The sequence below is a fragment of the Limnohabitans sp. 15K genome (genome assembly GCF_002778285.1).
Classification (GTDB): domain Bacteria; phylum Pseudomonadota; class Gammaproteobacteria; order Burkholderiales; family Burkholderiaceae_C; genus Limnohabitans_A.
The window spans coordinates 962,134-978,333 of record NZ_NESM01000001.1; the positions used below are offsets into that span (position 1 = coordinate 962,134).

Annotated in this window: 14 protein-coding genes; 7 read left to right on the forward strand and 7 right to left on the reverse strand. The window is 59.4% G+C overall.

Going from position 1 to position 16,200, the window contains the following annotated elements; translation table 11 throughout:
* Positions 1–14: 14 nt before the first annotated feature.
* From B9Z40_RS04530 to B9Z40_RS04550, 5 genes are all read left to right on the forward strand, one after another.
* Positions 15–1,187: an acyl-CoA dehydrogenase family protein gene (locus B9Z40_RS04530; protein WP_100172086.1), complete on the forward strand. Its 1,173-nt coding sequence runs from the start codon at positions 15–17 to the stop codon at positions 1,185–1,187.
* A complete protein-coding gene (locus tag B9Z40_RS04535; RefSeq protein WP_100172087.1) occupies positions 1,184–1,987 on the forward strand; it encodes an enoyl-CoA hydratase/isomerase family protein in 804 nt (267 codons plus the stop codon). Before B9Z40_RS04530 ends, B9Z40_RS04535 begins: the two co-directional genes overlap by 4 nt.
* Entirely contained in the window at positions 1,984–3,978 is a 1,995-nt protein-coding gene (locus B9Z40_RS04540) for a biotin carboxylase N-terminal domain-containing protein (RefSeq protein ID WP_233204784.1), read from the forward strand. Before B9Z40_RS04535 ends, B9Z40_RS04540 begins: the two co-directional genes overlap by 4 nt.
* Positions 3,975–5,132 (forward strand): acyl-CoA dehydrogenase family protein, encoded by a 1,158-nt coding sequence (locus B9Z40_RS04545; protein ID WP_100172916.1) that lies wholly within the window; start codon positions 3,975–3,977, stop codon positions 5,130–5,132. The genes B9Z40_RS04540 and B9Z40_RS04545 overlap by 4 nt, the downstream gene beginning before the upstream one ends.
* 191 nt (positions 5,133–5,323) lie before the next feature.
* Positions 5,324–6,217 (forward strand): LysR family transcriptional regulator, encoded by an 894-nt coding sequence (locus tag B9Z40_RS04550; RefSeq protein WP_100172088.1) that lies wholly within the window; start codon positions 5,324–5,326, stop codon positions 6,215–6,217.
* Positions 6,218–6,274: 57 nt separating this feature from the next.
* Here the strand turns inward: B9Z40_RS04550 and B9Z40_RS04555 are convergent, their stop codons facing one another.
* The 7 genes from B9Z40_RS04555 to B9Z40_RS04585 form a co-directional block, all read right to left on the reverse strand.
* Complete coding sequence (locus B9Z40_RS04555) at positions 6,275–7,222, reverse strand: TerC family protein (protein WP_100172089.1); 948 nt, start codon at positions 7,220–7,222, stop codon at positions 6,275–6,277.
* Between the two features lie 372 nt (positions 7,223–7,594).
* Positions 7,595–8,761, reverse strand: a complete 1,167-nt coding sequence (locus tag B9Z40_RS04560) for an ABC transporter substrate-binding protein (protein ID WP_100172090.1) — start codon at positions 8,759–8,761, stop codon at positions 7,595–7,597.
* A 36-nt stretch (positions 8,762–8,797) separates the two neighbouring features.
* Positions 8,798–10,654, reverse strand: a complete 1,857-nt coding sequence (locus B9Z40_RS04565) for a long-chain fatty acid--CoA ligase (protein ID WP_100172091.1) — start codon at positions 10,652–10,654, stop codon at positions 8,798–8,800.
* Between the two features lie 3 nt (positions 10,655–10,657).
* The gene (locus tag B9Z40_RS04570; protein WP_100172092.1) at positions 10,658–11,446 is read right to left on the reverse strand and encodes an ABC transporter ATP-binding protein; all 789 of its coding nucleotides are present in this window, start codon (positions 11,444–11,446) and stop codon (positions 10,658–10,660) included.
* Positions 11,443–12,273, reverse strand: coding sequence for an ABC transporter ATP-binding protein (locus tag B9Z40_RS04575; RefSeq protein WP_100172093.1), 831 nt, complete (start codon positions 12,271–12,273; stop codon positions 11,443–11,445). Before B9Z40_RS04575 ends, B9Z40_RS04570 begins: the two co-directional genes overlap by 4 nt.
* Positions 12,270–13,346 carry a branched-chain amino acid ABC transporter permease gene (locus B9Z40_RS04580; protein WP_100172094.1) on the reverse strand — a complete coding sequence of 359 codons (1,077 nt, stop codon included), beginning with the start codon at positions 13,344–13,346 and terminating at the stop codon, positions 12,270–12,272. The genes B9Z40_RS04575 and B9Z40_RS04580 overlap by 4 nt, the downstream gene beginning before the upstream one ends.
* Before the next feature lie 9 nt (positions 13,347–13,355).
* Positions 13,356–14,231: a branched-chain amino acid ABC transporter permease gene (locus tag B9Z40_RS04585; protein ID WP_100172917.1), complete on the reverse strand. Its 876-nt coding sequence runs from the start codon at positions 14,229–14,231 to the stop codon at positions 13,356–13,358.
* Positions 14,232–14,395: 164 nt separating this feature from the next.
* Here B9Z40_RS04585 and B9Z40_RS04590 point away from each other — a divergent pair, with 164 nt between their 5' ends.
* Positions 14,396–15,787 (forward strand): acyclic terpene utilization AtuA family protein, encoded by a 1,392-nt coding sequence (locus tag B9Z40_RS04590; RefSeq protein ID WP_100172095.1) that lies wholly within the window; start codon positions 14,396–14,398, stop codon positions 15,785–15,787.
* Positions 15,784–16,194, forward strand: coding sequence for a hypothetical protein (locus B9Z40_RS04595; protein ID WP_100172096.1), 411 nt, complete (start codon positions 15,784–15,786; stop codon positions 16,192–16,194). Before B9Z40_RS04590 ends, B9Z40_RS04595 begins: the two co-directional genes overlap by 4 nt.
* The last annotated feature ends 6 nt before the right edge of the window (positions 16,195–16,200 follow it).

The following is a 16,200-nucleotide window of genomic DNA, read 5'->3' on the forward strand; positions in this document are numbered from 1 at the left end:
CACGGAGACACACCATGCAATACACCCACGAACACCGCGAGATCCAGAACACGCTCAAGCGTTTCATCGAAGCCGAGATCAACCCCCATGTGGACGAGTGGGAAGCGGCCGAGATTTTTCCAGCGCATGAGGTCTTCAAAAAGATGGGCAACTTGGGCCTCTTGGGCCTGACCAAGCCCGAAGCCTTTGGCGGCGCGGGGCTGGACTATTCCTACAGCATGGCCATGGCCGAGGCGCTGGGGCACATCGACTGCGGCGGCATTCCCATGGCGATTGGCGTGCAGACCGACATGGCCACGCCTGCGCTGGCGCGTTTTGGCAGCGACGAATTGCGTGCCCAGTTTTTGGCCCCAGCGATTGCGGGCGACATGGTGGGCTGCATTGGTGTGAGCGAGCCGGGTGCGGGCAGCGATGTGGCGGGCATCAAAACCGTGGCGCGCAAGGATGGCGACGACTACGTGATCAGCGGCCAGAAGATGTGGATCACCAACAGCCTGCAGGCCGACTGGATGTGCATGCTGGTCAACACGGGAGAAGGACCCATCCACAAAAATAAAAGCCTGGTCATGGTGCCCATGCGCGAAAACGGCAAGCTTTTGCCCGGCATCGAGGTGGGCAAGAAGATAAAAAAGATCGGCATGAACAGCAGCGACACCGGTTTGATTTATTTTGACGAAGTGCGTGTGCCCCAGCGCTACCGCATTGGGGCCGAGGGCCAGGGCTTCATCTACCAGATGCAGCAGTTCCAGGAAGAGCGCTTGTGGTGTGCGGCCAGCACGCTGCAGTCGCTGACCAACTGCATCCAGTGGACCGTGGACTGGGCACAAGAGCGCAAGTTGTTTGGCAGCACCCTGGCCGACCAGCAGTGGGTGCAGTTCAAGCTGGCCGAACTCAAAGCCGATGTGGAGTGCCTGCGCGCCCTGACCTACCAGGCGTGTGAGCACTACATTGCGGGCGAAGACGTGACCGAATGGGCCACCATGGCCAAACTCAAAGCCGGACGCCTGAACCGCACGGTGCCCGACACCTGCTTGCAGTTCTGGGGCGGCATGGGTTTCACCTGGGAGAACAAAGTCTCGCGCATGTACCGCGACGGGCGTTTGGCCTCCATTGGTGGCGGTGCGGACGAGGTGATGTTGGGCATCTTGGCCAAGATGATGGGCATTGCCAAGCGGCCACAAGCATGAGCACTTTGTTGACCGAACGCCAGGGCCCGGTCGAGACCTGGACGATGAACGACCCGGCCACGCGCAACGCCCTGAGCGATGCGGTGGTGGACGGCTTGCTGCAAGCCTGTGCGCGTGCGTCGCAAGATGCCACGCTGCGCATCGTGGTGTTGACCGGCGCAGGCGGTGCTTTTTGTGCGGGCGGCAGCTTGGGCGGCTTTGCCAGCTTGATCGGCCAGCCTTTGCAGGATGGCGAAACAGATCCGCTGCTGGCCATGAACCGCAGCTTTGGCGACCTGTTGCACGCGCTGAGCGCCCTGCCCCAGCTGCTGGTGTGTCGGGTGGATGGCGCGGCCATGGGCGGCGGTTTTGGCCTGGTGTGTTGCGCCGACCATGTGGTGGCCACAGCACGCTCGGTGCTGGGTACGCCCGAAGTCACGCTGGGCCTACCGCCCGCGCAGATTGCGCCTTTTGTGTGGCAACGCTTGGGCGAAAGCGCAGCACGCCAGTGCCTGCTGCAAGGCCTGAGCTACACCGCTGCGCAAGCGCTGCAAGTGGGGCTGGTCAACGAGGTGATTGAAGAGGACAGCGATGAAGCTTGGCAACAAACACTGACGCGCCTCATGCGTGCGGCACCCGGCGCGGTGGCCAGCACCAAGCAATTGCTGCGGCAGCTGCGAGGCCCGGTGCCTGATTTGCGCGATGCCGCTGCACACGCATTTGCACAAGGCCTGCGCAGCAACGAAGCCGCGCAAGGCCTGGTTGCGTTTGCACGCAAAAAGCCTGCGCCTTGGACACTTTCTGGCAAGGACACCGCATGACCGCCACGATGCCTAACACCGCACACACCCAAGTCACCCGCCTGCTGATCGCCAACCGGGGCGAGATCGCCCGCCGCGTGATCCGCACCGCCCGTCACATGGGCATCCAAACGGTGGCCGTTTATTCAGACGCCGACCGCAACGCCCTGCATGTGCACGAAGCCAACACCACTTTCGCTTTGGGCGGTACGCTGTCCGCTGACTCGTATTTGCGCATCGACAAGCTGCTGGCGGCCGCGCAGGCCACCGGCGCCGATGCGGTGCACCCGGGTTATGGTTTTTTGAGCGAGAACGCCGAGTTTGCGCAAGCCGTGATTGACGCGGGTCTGACCTGGGTCGGACCGCCGCCTGCGGCCATCCGGGCGCTGGGCAGCAAGTCGGCCGCCAAAGCATTGGCCATGACACATGGCGTGCCTTGCCTGCCGGGCTACTTTGGCGCGGACCAGAGCGATGCCACCTTCACAGCACAAGCACAGCAGCTGGGCTTGCCACTCATGGTGAAAGCCGTGGCCGGGGGCGGTGGGCGGGGCATGCGCTTGGTGACCGACATGGCGCAACTTCTGCCCGCCCTGCACAGTGCACGCTCTGAAGCGCTGGCTGGGTTTGGCAATAGCGACTTGCTGATGGAGCGCGCCTTGCTGCGCCCCCGCCACATCGAGGTGCAGATCATGGCCGACCAGCATGGCCACTGCATCCACCTGGGCGAGCGCGACTGCTCGGTGCAGCGCCGCCACCAAAAGATCATCGAAGAATCACCCAGCCCTGCCGTGGATGCGGCACTCCGCGCGCAACTCGGGCAAGCGGCCACCGCACTCGCTCAATCGGCGGGCTATGTGGGCGCAGGCACAGTGGAATTTTTGCTGGATGAAGCCCAAGCTGACAAGCCCTTCTATTTGATGGAGATGAACACCCGGCTGCAAGTGGAGCACCCGGTGACCGAGATGCTCACCGGGCTGGACCTGGTGGAGTGGCAACTGCGCATCGCACGCGGCGAGCCTTTGCCGCTGGCGCAAGCCGATGTGCGCCTGCAAGGCCATGCCATCGAAGTGCGCCTGTGCGCCGAAGACGAACACTTCACGCCACAGACCGGCACGGTGCAATCGTTTGTAGCACCCGAGGGTTTGCGTTTTGACCATGCGCTGCATGTGGGTGCGGTGGTTACGCCGCACTACGATTCGATGCTGGGCAAACTGATCGCGCAAGCGCCCACGCGCGCTGAAGCCATCGACCGCCTGCGCACGGGCTTAGACCAGACCACTGTTCTGGGCCTGCCCACTAACCGCGCCTTTTTGGCCGCCTGCTTGCAGCACCCGGTGTTCCGTGCGGGTGAGGCCTTAATTCCTTTCCTCGCCGAACAGGCCGATGCGGTACGCCAAAGCCTGCAAGCATCGAGCGAAGCCCGCACCGTGGCCGCGCTGGCTGTGCTCTACGCCGATCAATCACCCGCCGCCGCCATGCCCAGTCCGTTCACACGGCCGGTGCGCTTGGGGCTGGGCTCAGACACCCTCTCGCTGAACCTGCAGGAACTGGGGCAAGGCCGTGTGCGCATTCAAACCAGCGAGGCCACACACGAGGCCAGCGTACAGCGCATCGCTGAACAACTGCACATCGACTTGAACGGCTGCCGCTGGCAAGCCCGAGCTGTGGCATGCCGGGGCACCACCAACGCTGTGCAGTGGCATGTGCAGCTGCAAGGCCCCGCATGCTTTGAGCTCTGGCTCACCGACCAAAGCCACAACCCGCCCAGCACGGGCGCCAGCGCACAAGCCGCGCAGTCTCTGCGCGCGCCCTTCAACGGCAAGCTGATCGCGCTGCATGTGCAAGAAGGTCAACAGGTCAAGCAAGGCGAAGCCGTGCTGGTCATCGAGTCGATGAAGCTAGAACACATTTTGTGCGCCCCACGCGATGCGGTGGTGCACAGCCTTTCGGCCTGCGTGGGCCAGCAAGTGGGCCCTGGCCAGGTGCTGGTGCAATGGAAGGACGCCGCATGAGCACCGCTGATTTCACAGCCGAAGACCTGCAAAGCCTGCAGACCACGGTGGAGCGCTTTGCCAAACAAGCCATTGCCCCGCATGTGCCCGCATGGGAAGAAGCGGGTCAATTTGACCGCAGCCTCTACAAGCAAGCCGCCGATCTGGGCCTGCTGGGCCTGGGCTACCCCGAACACTTAGGGGGTACACCCGCACCCTGGCGTGCACGCAACCTGCTGTCGCAAACCCTGGCGCGTCACGGCGGCAGCGGCGGCGTGATGGCCAGCCTGTTTTCTCACAACATCGGCTTGCCGCCCGTCATGGCGCATGGCAGCGCAGAGCTGCAAGCCGAAGTGGTGCCCCCGGTGCTGCGCGGCGAACGCATCGCCGCCCTGGCCATCACCGAGCCCGGCGGCGGCTCGGACGTGGCCAGCCTGCGCACCACCGCCCGAGCCGATGGGGCCGACTATGTGATCGACGGTGAAAAAGTGTTCATCACCTCGGGCCTGCGGGCCGACTGGATCACGCTGGCCGTGCGCACCAACCCGGCCAGCAAGGGGGCCAGTGGCATCTCGATGATCGTGGTGCCCGGTAACACCCCCGGCATCTCACGCACACGCCTGCACAAGATGGGCTGGCACAGCTCGGACACGGCGCAACTGCGCTTTGACGGCGTGCGAGTGCCTCAGCGCTACCGCTTGGGCGAAGAAGGCGCAGGCTTCAAGATGATCATGGGCAACTTCAATGGCGAACGACTGGCCATGTCGGCCATGGCGCTGGGCTTTGCCCAGGCTTGCTTTGACGAAGCCCTCGCCTGGAGCCGCCAACGCCAGACCTTTGGCGCTGCATTGATCGAGCGGCAGGCGATTCGCCACAAGTTGATGGACATGCAAATGCGCATCTTGTCGACCCAAGCTTGGGTCGATGCCGTGACGCAGCAAGCCGATGCGGGCCAGACCGGTGCCGCGTGGGTGGCGCAGGTCTGCCTGCTGAAAAACCACGCCACCCAAACCATGCAGTTTTGCGCCGATGCCGCCGTGCAAATGTTGGGCGGCATGGGCTACATGCGCGGCACCGTCAGCGAGCGGGTGTACCGAGAAGTCAAGGTGATGATGATCGGCGGCGGGGCCGAAGAGATCATGAAAGAGCTGGCTGCCAAACAGCTGGGCATTTGAGCGCTGAGCTCGCCGTCGTAGCAGGCCCAAACGGGAATGCGATAAAACGCCTCTAGGGTCCAACTTGATGCTCAGTCAAAGATCTCATGCAGCCATGACGTCTTGCGCTTGAAATGTGAACCCAATTTAAGATCGCACTTAATCTTGCAAAAGAAGATAATGGCCGATCAACCCTCTCAAAAAAACTGCTCATGCGCACCACCTTCAACTACAAGCACTTGTATTATTTTTGGGTCGTTGCCAAAGAGGGGGGCATCACACGGGCCGCCGACAAGCTCGACATGGCGGTGCAAACGGTCAGCGCACAAGTGCGTGAGTTGGAGAAGTCTTTGGGCTATGCCTTGCTCAAACCCGCTGGCAGAGGCTTGGCATTGACCGACGCGGGATTGGCGGCCATGCAACAAGCAGACCAAATTTTCCAATTGGGTGAAAACCTGCCGGCTAAAGTGCGTGACGCCGTGAGCTCACCCACTGTGAGACTGGCCGCTGGGATTTCTGACGGCCTGCCCAAACTGGTGGTGCGCCGTCTCATGCAACCGGTGATGGGCGAACCGCATTTGCGCTTGATTTGCCACGAGGGTGAGTTTGATGAGCTGCTTGGTGACTTGGCTCTGCACCGCTTGGACGTGGTGTTGTCGGACCGGCCTGCCCCGAGCAATGCCAACATCAAGCTGTACAACCACGATCTGGGGTCTTCAGGCGTGTCTTGGTATGGCTCGGCTGCGCTGGTCAAATCGGCCAAAAAGAATTTTCCGGCCAGCCTGGCCGAAGTGCCGGTGTTGCTGCCCACCGGCCACACTGCTGTGCGTACCCGCTTGGACCACTGGTTTGAGCACCGTGCCATCACGCCACGCATTGTGGGGGAATTTGAAGACAGCGCCCTGCTCAAAACTTTTGGTGAAAGTGGCATGGGCGTCTTCCCGGCTGCCGAATGGGTGCACGATGAATTGTTGGCGCACTATGACGTGCAGCGCCTGGGCCCTTGCGAAGGGGTGAAGGAAAACTTCTTCGCGATCGGCACCGAAAAGAAAGTCCAACACCCTTTGGTGCAGCGTCTCTTGCAGTCGAACAACCCTTCAGTCTGAAATACAAAAAGCCCCCAGGTTTGAGCCGCCCGGGGGCTTTGGTGATGATTCAGTGCATCAGGCTTTGGCCGAGCGAACACTCAGCACCATGGTCGTGGCCAGGATACCGACCACCACACCCAGCGAGACACCCACCGGAATCTTGAACACATCGATCAAGCACATCTTCGTACCGATGAACACGAGGATCACAGCCAGGCCGTAGTTGAGCAGGTGGAATTTGTTGGCCACTGCTGCGAGCAAGAAGTACATGGCACGCAAACCCAGAATCGCAAACACGTTGCTGGTCAGCACGATGAAGGGATCTGAGGTGATCGCGAAAATCGCCGGAATTGAATCCACAGCAAAAATCACGTCCGTCAGAGCAATCAAGCAGATCACCATGAACAGCGGGGTGGCAATTTTCTTGCCGTTTTCTACCGTCCAGAAGTTTTCACCGTCGTAGTTTTTGCTGACGGGCAAAACCTTGCGTAACAGCTTGAGCGCCGGGTTGTCTTCCAGATCAGGTTCTTTGCCTGCAGCCCACCACATCTTCACACCCGTGAGGATCAGGAACGCACCGAAAACATAGAGCACCCAATGGAATTCAGCCAACAACCAGCCGCCCACCAAAATCATCACGGTTCTCAGGACGATGGCACCGATGATGCCGATCATGAGCACACGCTTTTGAAACTGTGTCGGCACAGCAAAGTAAGTGAAGATCATCAAGAAGACAAAGATGTTGTCCACCGCTAACGATTTTTCAATCAGGTAACCGGTCAGGAACTCCAGGGATTTGGTGTTCGCCATCTCGACCGAACCCGTGGTGTCCTTGATGGCCCACCAGAACAGGCCATTGAACAGAAAGCTCAGGGCGATCCAGATGATCGACCAGTTGAGCGCTTCCTTGACACCAATGTCGTGGGAGCCCTGCTTTTTGAGCACCACAAAATCCACAAACAACGACACCAACACAATGGCCACAAAAGTGGCCCAGAGCCACAGGGGGGCAACGGTTTCCATCAGACACCTCTTTGTTATTGAAGACCACGCAAGACCAGAAAGACCCAACTTGTGACCGAGGGAAACGCCTTCACACCGATCTCTCTGCCCTGCGCTTAGCTCTTATTTTTACTGAGTTATGCGAAAAAATACTCAGAGAAAAAAAGAGTTATTGACTGAAAATCAATGGTGTTTTGAAACACTGGATTTGCGCTGCTCATTGGCTTGCCGCTTTAGTGCAGACACTCACAAGTCCTGAGCCGAAGGCCAAGGCCAAGGCCACGTCACGCCAGCCGTTTCAAACCGCCGACCACAACCACAAAAAAAGCCGCCAGTTCCAGGCGAAACTTGGCGGCTAACAGGTGAAGTCAATCAGCAGTCAAGCTGCGCAGATCACTTGCCCTTGGGATAGTCGGCGACGACTTTCCAGCGACCATCTTGGATTTGTGACATGCGAGAAATGTTGCTGCCCAAACGCTTGGTAGGGCTGAAGGACATTTCTGGGCTGCCGAACATGTCTGTGGGTGTCTTCATCGTGTCCATGGCCTTGATGAAGCTCTCGGTCGTCAGGTTGGCACCGGCTTTTTCCACCGCACGCAAGTAAGTGTCGAGAGCGTTGTAGCCATAAACCGAGAACACGGTCGGGTCTTCGTTGAACTTGGTTTTGTATTTGTTGGCCCAGAAACGGATGTTCTGAGCGGACTCGTCCAAGTAGGGGTGTTGCACCGTCATGGTGGCGTACAAGCCATTCATGGCGGGGCCGCCGAGCTTGTGGATCAGGTCGGTGTAGGCCGCGCTTGAGCCCAAGAAGGTGGGATTGAAGCCCAGGCGACGCGCTGTCGCGATGCCACCAATGGTCTCGCGGATGATGGTGCCCATGACCACGAAATCGCACTTGGCCGAAGCGAGTTTTTGCATCTGCGAGGCAAAGTCGGTGGCGCCACGTTTGTAAGTGGTGACTTCGGCAAACTGCATGCCGGTGTCTTTCAGGCCTGCCTCGGCACCGCGGAACACTTCCAAGCCGAACTCATCGTCTTGGTACATGGCGCAAATTTGCTTGGCCCCTTTTTCTTTGACCAGGGTCGGCACGGCATAACGCATTTGATCGAAATAGGTCGATGCAAAAGAGTATTTGAGCTTGTGGAAGGGCTCGTACATTTCGCGTGCAGCGGTCACCGGGAAAAAGTTGACCACGTTCTTCTGGAACTGCACCGGCATAGCGGCCATGTTCTGGGCGGTGCCAATGTGGGCGATCATGCCGAAAATCTTGTCTTGGTTGACCAGCTTTTGGGCCGCCAACACGGCGCGACGGGGGTCGTAGCCCGAGTCTTCCACCAGCAATTTGATCATGCGGCCGTTGACACCGCCTTGTTCGTTGGCTTCATCGGCGCGCAGCATAAGGCCCAGGCGCACCTGCTTGCCAAAGCCGGCCAAGGGGCCGGACAAGTCTTGGATCGAACCCAAAACAAGTTCATTTTTGGACACGCCTTGCGTTTGGGCCATGCCCGCGCTGGCGGTCAAGGCCAGCGCTGCGGCGATCAGAGTGGGTTTTATTTTCATGGGTTTGTCTCCTGTTGAAAGTGAAAGGTGAATCGGTCAGCGGTACATCGCTTCAATTTGCGGCGAATATTTTTGTTCCACCAGTTTGCGTTTGAGCTTCATGGTGGGGGTCAACTCTTCGTCTTCGGCGCTCAGCTGGGTGTCGAGCAGCCAGAACTTCTTGATCTGCTCGACGCGGGCAAACTTCTTGTTCACACGCTCCATTTCGCCCTGAATGAGCGCTTGCACCTCTGCCGCATGGGTCAGGCTGGCGTAGTTGGAGAAAGGCACATCGTTGTCTTGTGCGTATTTCTCCACGTTTTCCTGATCGATCATGATGATCACTGTGAGGTAAGCCCGTTTGTCGCCAATCACCACCGCATCGGTGATGTAGGGCGAGAATTTCAATTCGTTTTCCAACTCGCTCGGGGTGATGTTCTTGCCCCCTGCCGTGATGATGATGTCTTTCATGCGATCGGTGATGCGGAAAAACCCTTCCTCATCGACCACACCGACGTCACCCGTGTGCAACCAGCCATCGGCATCAATGGCCTCGGTGGTTTTCTCGGGCAGGTTCAGGTAGCCCATGAACACGTTGGGGCCACGCACCAGAATTTCACTGGTCAACGGGTCCAGACGCACTTCGTTGAAGTCGGCCGCAGGGCCAATCGAGCCGGGTTTCATGCGGTCGGCAGGCACGCCCGTGGCAGCACCACAGGTTTCGGTCATGCCCCACACCTCCAGCATGGGCAGGCCCAGCGCCAAATACCAACGCACCAGATCAGGCGAGATGGGGGCAGCGCCTGTCACCAGAAAGCGAGCCCGGTGGATGCCGATCATCTTGCGCACATTGTTGAGCGCAAGCCAACGGGCCACATGGAAACGCAGCTTCAAATGCGCAGGCACAGGCTTGCGCGCCAGCACCAATTCGGCGACCTTCTGGCCCACACCAATGGCCCAGCCATAAACCGATTGCTGAAAGCCCCCGGCCTCCTTGAGCGCGATCATCACGCCAGAGTAAAACTTCTCCCACACACGCGGCACCCCGGTGAACACGGTGGGCGCAATCTCGCGCACATTCTCGGGCACGGTTTCGGGGTTTTCGACAAAGTTGAGTTTGGCCCCGGTGTACAGCGAGAAGTATTCGCCGCCCATGCGCTCGGCGATGTGGCACAGCGGCAAAAAGCACATGCACTCGTCGGTCTCGTCGCGGGCAATCAAGGTGTTGTAACCCCGCACGCTGTAGACCAGGCCTCGGTGGCTGTGCATGCCGCCTTTGGGTTTGCCGGTAGTACCCGAGGTATAGACCAAAATGGCCAAGTCTTCGGGTTGGCAGGCGTTCGTTCGCTGTGTGAGCATCTCGGGGTGAGCCGCCAGATGCTCGCGGCCCAATGCACGCAAGTCATCCAAACTGATCACCTGCGGGTCATGGAACTCGCGCAGACCTTCCATGTCGAACACGACGATCTTCTTCAGAAGCGGAAGCCTGTCACGCACGGCCAATGCCTTGTCGAGTTGCTCGTCGTCTTCGACGAACAAAAATGACGTGCCCGAGTCTTCGCTCAGGTAATGCACCTGGTCGGCCGCATCGGTCGGGTAAATGCCATTGGCGACACCACCGGCACTGAGCACCGCCAGATCGCACAAAACCCATTCAATGTTGGTGTTCGCCAAAATGGAGGCGGTGTGGTGGGGCTCAAAGCCCAGCGACATCAGGCCATGCCCGATTTCTCGCACAGCTTTGGCGGTCTCGTTCCAGGTCCAGCTGCGCCAGATGCCCAGCTTTTTTTGGCGCATCCACACATTGGGGCCGCGTGCGGCCACGGCGTTCCAGAAAATGGCAGGGATGGTCTCCCCTGCCATGACGATGTTTTTGTTGGGCGCGATGCCCGAGGCGTCCCAGAGGTTGCTCATCTCTTATCTCCAGGTTTTCTTCTTTTTCCAGCGGCGATCGGCGCGCACGCCCTCTTCCTTCATGCCCAGATAGAACTCCTTGATGTCGTCCTTTTCACGCAAACGGGCACAGGTGTCCTCCATCACGATGCGGCCGTTTTCGAGCACATAGCCGTAGTCCGAGGCATTGAGCGCCATGTTGGCGTTTTGCTCGACCAACAAGATGGTGGTGCCGCGCTCGCGGTTGATGCGCACCACGATCTCAAAAATCTCTTTGGTCAGCTTGGGAGAGAGGCCCAGGCTGGGTTCATCCAACAAGATCAAATCGGGGTTGGCCATGAGCGCTCGGCTAATCGCCAGCATCTGCTGCTGCCCACCCGAGAGCAAGCCGGCGTCTTGTGCAGCGCGTTCGCGCAGGATGGGGAAGTAGTTGAACACGGCCTCCATGTCAAGGGCCACGCCATCGCGGTCGTTGCGGGTAAACGCCCCCATCAGCAGGTTGTCGCGGATCGACAGCAGGGGAAACACTTCACGGCCTTCAGGCACATGCATGAGCCCACTTTGCACAATGAGCGCCGGGTCCATGGCGGTGATGTTTTGGCCCTTGAATTCCACGGAGCCCTTGCGCGGATCGATGATGCCGCTGATGGTTTTCAAAATGGTGGTCTTGCCCGCACCATTGGAGCCGAGCACGGTGGCGATTTCGCCTTTTTTGACCTGCAAGCTCACGCCCCGGATGGCCTTGATCGGGCCATAGGCGCTTTCGACGTTGAGCAATTTGAGGACGATGTCCTCGTTTACGGCGGTGTTCATGCGGCCTCCGCTGGGTGGTTTTCGCGGCGCAGCGCAGACACATCGTCCGCCGAACCCAAATAGGCTTCAATCACCCCAGGGTCGCTTTGCACTTGGGCAGGTGTGCCGGTGGCCAGCTCTTGGCCTTGGCTCATGGCCAACACCCGGTCAGACACTTTGGACACCAGCCCCATGTCGTGTTCGACCATGAGCACCGAGATGCCCAGTTCATGCTGGATGTCAGAAATCCAGAAGGCCATGTCTTCGGTTTCTTCGACGTTCAGGCCCGATGAGGGCTCGTCCAGCAGGAGCAGTTTGGGCTCGGTGCACAGGGCGCGGGCCAATTCCACCACTTTGCGCACGCCATAAGGCAAGCCTGCCACCATCGAATCACGGTGGTGTTGCAGATCCAAGAAGTCGATGACTTCTTCGACTTTTTCACGCGCCTCGATCTCGGCAGCGCGGGTTTTGCTGCTGAAAAACATCTCGCTCCACATCCCGGTTTTGCGGTGGGTGTGACGGCCAATCAAGAGGTTTTGCAGCACGGTGGCGTGCTCGAACAACTCGATGTTCTGGAAGGTACGCGCAATGCCCAAGCCTGCAATGTTGTGCGCCGGTTGATCGGTCAAGCGCAGCGTGCCCTTGGGGCCTGCGTAGTCGATCGTGCCCGTGGTGGGCGTGTAGATGCGGCTGATCAGGTTGAACACCGTGGTCTTGCCTGCGCCATTGGGGCCGATCAGGGTGAACACTTCGCCGCGCTTGACGTCGAAGCTGACATTGTTGACGGCCAGCACGCCGCCAAATCGGACGCTCAGGTTCTGAGCAGAAAGGAGGATGTCGTCGTTCATTTGAGGCGGTCCGACTTCTGGAAGGATTTTTGGCGCTTGAACATGCCACGGCGGTAAAACGGGAACAGCTGGAACCAGGTGCGCACCTTGAGCCAGCGTCCATACAACCCGAGCGGTTCAAACAACACAAAGGCGATCAGCACCATGCCATACACCGTGCCCTGCAGGCCAGTCGCGCCGCCAATCGCAGCAGGCAAAAAGTCTTTGCCCACGGCAATCAATTGCGGCATGACGATCAGGAAAATCGCGCCCAAAAATGCGCCATGGACCGAACCCAAACCACCGATGACCACCATCAACAACAAGTCGATGGACTGGATGATGTTGAACTGGTCAGGCGACAAAAACTGGATTTTGTGCGCGTACAAAGCGCCACCGATGCCAGCGAGTGCAGCCGACAGGGCAAACGACAAGGTCTTGTAGCGGGCCAGATGGATGCCCATGCTTTGAGCCGAAATTTCAGAGTCACGGATGGCAACGAATGCGCGCCCGGTGGACGAGCGCAGCAAGTTGAGGATGGCCAGCGTGGCCCCCACCGCGACCACCAAACACAGAAAATAAAACTCTTCGGTGCTGTCCAGCGTCCAGCCCATCATGGCGGGTGGGTTGACACTCAGACCCGCGTTGCCACCGGTCATGTGCTCCCAACGGGCGATGCCTTCTTCGACGATGAAGCCGAACGACAAGGTGGCCATGCCCAGGTAAATGCCTTTGACGCGCAGCGCAGGCAAGCCCACGATGACGCCCGCAATGGCCGAGAACAGCCCAGCACACAGCAGCGCGATCGGAAACGGCACACCGGCATTGACCATCACGGCTTCGGTGTAGGCCCCTACACCCAAAAAGGCGGCATGCCCCATGGAGAACAGCCCCGTGAATCCGGCCAGGAGCATCAGGCCCAAGCCCACCACCGCGTAAATCAGCACAAAGGTCAATTGGGCCAGCCAGTATTCGGCCACCACCCAGGGGGCCGCGATCAGGAACACCGCGAGCAAGCTGTACCAAAAGACATGGCCTCCGTGCTTGGCCAGCGTGATGTCTTGGTTGTATTGGGTTTTGAAAATGAATCGCATGCTGGGGCCTCAGACTTTCTTGCGCAGTTTTTCGCCGAACAGACCATTGGGCTTGAGCACCAGCATGAGCAAGACCACGATGTAAGGCGCAATGTCTTTCACGCCTTCAGGCAGATAAAAGCCAGCGAGCGACTCCACAATGCCGATCACCAACCCACCGACAATCGCGCCAGGCAGGCTGCCAAAGCCACCCACCACCGCTGCGGGGAAGGCCTTCAGGCCAATGAAGCCCATGTTGGCGTGCACAAAGGTAATGGGTGCCAAAAGCAAACCCGCCACCGCGGCCACGCCTGCCGCCAAGCCCCACACCAAGCCATTGAGGCTTTGCACCGGGATGCCCATGTAGTAGGCCGCCAGCTGGTTTTGCGAAGAAGCCTGCATGGCAATGCCCAGCTTGCTGTACTTGAACATGGCAAACAGCCCCAAGCAAAGCACGGTGGTGAAAGAGATCACCACCAACTGTTCGGCCGCCACCACCAAGGTGCCCATTTGCAAGACCTGCCCGGCATAGGGCACGGGCATGGTGTGGGTGTCGGTGCCTACATCGGGGATCATGGTGATCAGGCCACGCAGCACATAGCCCACACCAATGGTGAGCATGACGATGGAAAAAGCAGGTTGTCCCAAGATGGGACGGATGACCAGCCGCTCGAGCAAAACGCCGAACACGCCCATGGCCACGATGGCCGCAGGCACAGAGACCCAAAACGGGAAGCCCAGCCATGTCATGGCGCCCAGGCCCGCGAAGGCACCCACCATCATCAGGTCGCCCTGGGCAAAGCTCACCGTTTCGGTGGCCTTGTAAATCAGCACAAAACCCAGGGCGATGAGTCCGTAGATACAGCCCTGAGCCACACCGCTGATCAGCAGTTGCAGCAATTGCACACTTGTCTCCTTTTGTACTTCTGTCGTTTTGCTTGGCAATTTGCTGCTTTGAAAAGCAACAATTGCATTTGCGAACGGTCGTGCGATTGTGCATGTCTTGCAAGAGACTTTTCCTAGGGGTTGTCCCCCATTACGGCCCATACACAAGGCTTCAATATCGCCCTATGACGCAATCCATTCGCATCGGTTCGGGCCTAGGCTTTTACGGAGACAACTGGGAACCCGTGGTCGCCAGCATTGAGCGGGGCGACGTTCAGTTCATCGCCAGCGACCATTTGGCCGAACTCACCTTGGCCATCTTGCAAAAAGACCGCCAGCGCGACCCTGCTCTGGGCTATGCCCGCGACGTGGTGCCCATGCTTTTGCGTTTGTGGCCGTTGATGCAGCCGCGTGGTGTGCGCTTTGTATGCAACGCGGGCGGCCTCAACCCCATGGGCGCAGCGCAGGCGGTGCAAACGGCACTCGCGGCCAAGGGCTGGCACCCGCGCATTGCGGTGGTCTCTGGCGATGATGTGCTGGCCCAGTTGCAAGAGGGGCAGACTGGCTTTGACCACATGATGAATGGCACCGCGGTGAACAGCATTCGCGACCGTTTGGTGTTTGGCAACGCCTACTTGGGCGCACAACCGATCGTGGACGCCTTGAACCACGGGGCCGACATCGTGATCACGGGGCGCGTGGCCGATGCGGCCCTTTTTTTAGGCCCACTGGTGCATGGCCTGGGCTGGAAACTGAGCGATGCACAAACGACCGAAGACTTCAACCGCCTGGCCCAAGGCCTCACGGTCGGGCATTTGTTGGAGTGTTCAGGCCAAGGCAGTGGCGGCAATTTTGGCGATCAAAGCCACTGGCAAAGCATCCCCGATTTGGCGCACACGGGCTACCCGATTGCCGAGGTTTTTGCCGATGGCACGGCCATCCTGACCAAGGCACCCGACACAGGCGGCCTGGTCAACTTTGACACCGTGCGCCAACAACTGCTGTATGAAGTGCACAACCCACATGCTTACTTTTCGCCCGATGTGGTGCTCGATATGGGCCAGATTGAACTCCACGATGAAGGCCACAACCGCGTACGTTTGACGGGCGCACAAGGCAGCGCGCCCACCCCGCAGCTCAAGGTGGTGGCGGGCTTCAAAGATGGCTTCAAAGCCGACGTGACTTGGGGTTTTTCTTGGCCCGACGCCTGGGACAAAGTGCAAGCAGCCGAAGCCATCATCCGCACGCAATTGCACGAACGCAAAATTCCCTTCGACGAATTGTTTGTGGAATACCCCGGGCTGAACTCTGCACACGGCGCTTTGGCCCCTTTGCCCCCCACAGCCGAACTCAACGAACGCCCTGAAATTTGGGTGCGCATGGTCCTGCGCACGCCCAGCAAAGCCGCAGCCGATGGCTTTGGACGGCTCTTCCCTTGGATGGCCCTGAGCGGACCCGCCTACACCTGCGGCTTTCAGGGTATGAACAACAGCAGCGAGTTGTTGGGCATTTGGCCCACGCTCATCGATCGACATCTGGTGAAAGCACACGTTGAAATGCTGGAGGTGCCCGCATGAAAACCACACTGCGCATCCCTTTGGTCAAACTGGCTCACGCCCGCAGCGGCGACAAAGCCGACTGGGTGGACTTTGGCTTGTTCGCCTGGAACGAAGCGGGTTACCGCATCATCGAACGCGAAGTTACTGCTGCCAAAGTGCAAGCCCACTTTGCGCCTTGGCTCCCGGGGCAGGTGGACGCTTGGGCACTGCCCAACATCCTGGCCCTGAAGTTCGTGTTGCACGGCGCGCTGCAAGGCGGCGGTGCACGCAACTTGCGCCTCGATAACCTGGGCAAAGCCATGGGTGCAGCCCTGCTGCGCATGGAAATCGACGTCAGCCCCGAAGAACTCGAGCAGGCACAAAAAAGCCCCCGAAGGGGCTGGTGGCCAGACCCATTCATGGACAGCCCATCACCTGCCAGCTGAAAGAAC

Coding starts and splice junctions, on each gene's coding strand:
- B9Z40_RS04580 (WP_100172094.1), bottom strand. CDS start 13,346: ATGCGATTCATTTTCAAAACCCAATACAACCAAGACATCACGCTGGCC.
- B9Z40_RS04560 (WP_100172090.1), bottom strand. CDS start 8,761: ATGAAAATAAAACCCACTCTGATCGCCGCAGCGCTGGCCTTGACCGCC.
- B9Z40_RS04545 (WP_100172916.1), top strand. CDS start 3,975: ATGAGCACCGCTGATTTCACAGCCGAAGACCTGCAAAGCCTGCAGACC.
- B9Z40_RS04575 (WP_100172093.1), bottom strand. CDS start 12,273: ATGAACGACGACATCCTCCTTTCTGCTCAGAACCTGAGCGTCCGATTT.
- B9Z40_RS04555 (WP_100172089.1), bottom strand. CDS start 7,222: ATGGAAACCGTTGCCCCCCTGTGGCTCTGGGCCACTTTTGTGGCCATT.
- B9Z40_RS04590 (WP_100172095.1), top strand. CDS start 14,396: ATGACGCAATCCATTCGCATCGGTTCGGGCCTAGGCTTTTACGGAGAC.
- B9Z40_RS04595 (WP_100172096.1), top strand. CDS start 15,784: ATGAAAACCACACTGCGCATCCCTTTGGTCAAACTGGCTCACGCCCGC.
- B9Z40_RS04570 (WP_100172092.1), bottom strand. CDS start 11,446: ATGAACACCGCCGTAAACGAGGACATCGTCCTCAAATTGCTCAACGTC.
- B9Z40_RS04550 (WP_100172088.1), top strand. CDS start 5,324: ATGCGCACCACCTTCAACTACAAGCACTTGTATTATTTTTGGGTCGTT.
- B9Z40_RS04540 (WP_233204784.1), top strand. CDS start 1,984: ATGACCGCCACGATGCCTAACACCGCACACACCCAAGTCACCCGCCTG.
- B9Z40_RS04530 (WP_100172086.1), top strand. CDS start 15: ATGCAATACACCCACGAACACCGCGAGATCCAGAACACGCTCAAGCGT.
- B9Z40_RS04565 (WP_100172091.1), bottom strand. CDS start 10,654: ATGAGCAACCTCTGGGACGCCTCGGGCATCGCGCCCAACAAAAACATC.
- B9Z40_RS04535 (WP_100172087.1), top strand. CDS start 1,184: ATGAGCACTTTGTTGACCGAACGCCAGGGCCCGGTCGAGACCTGGACG.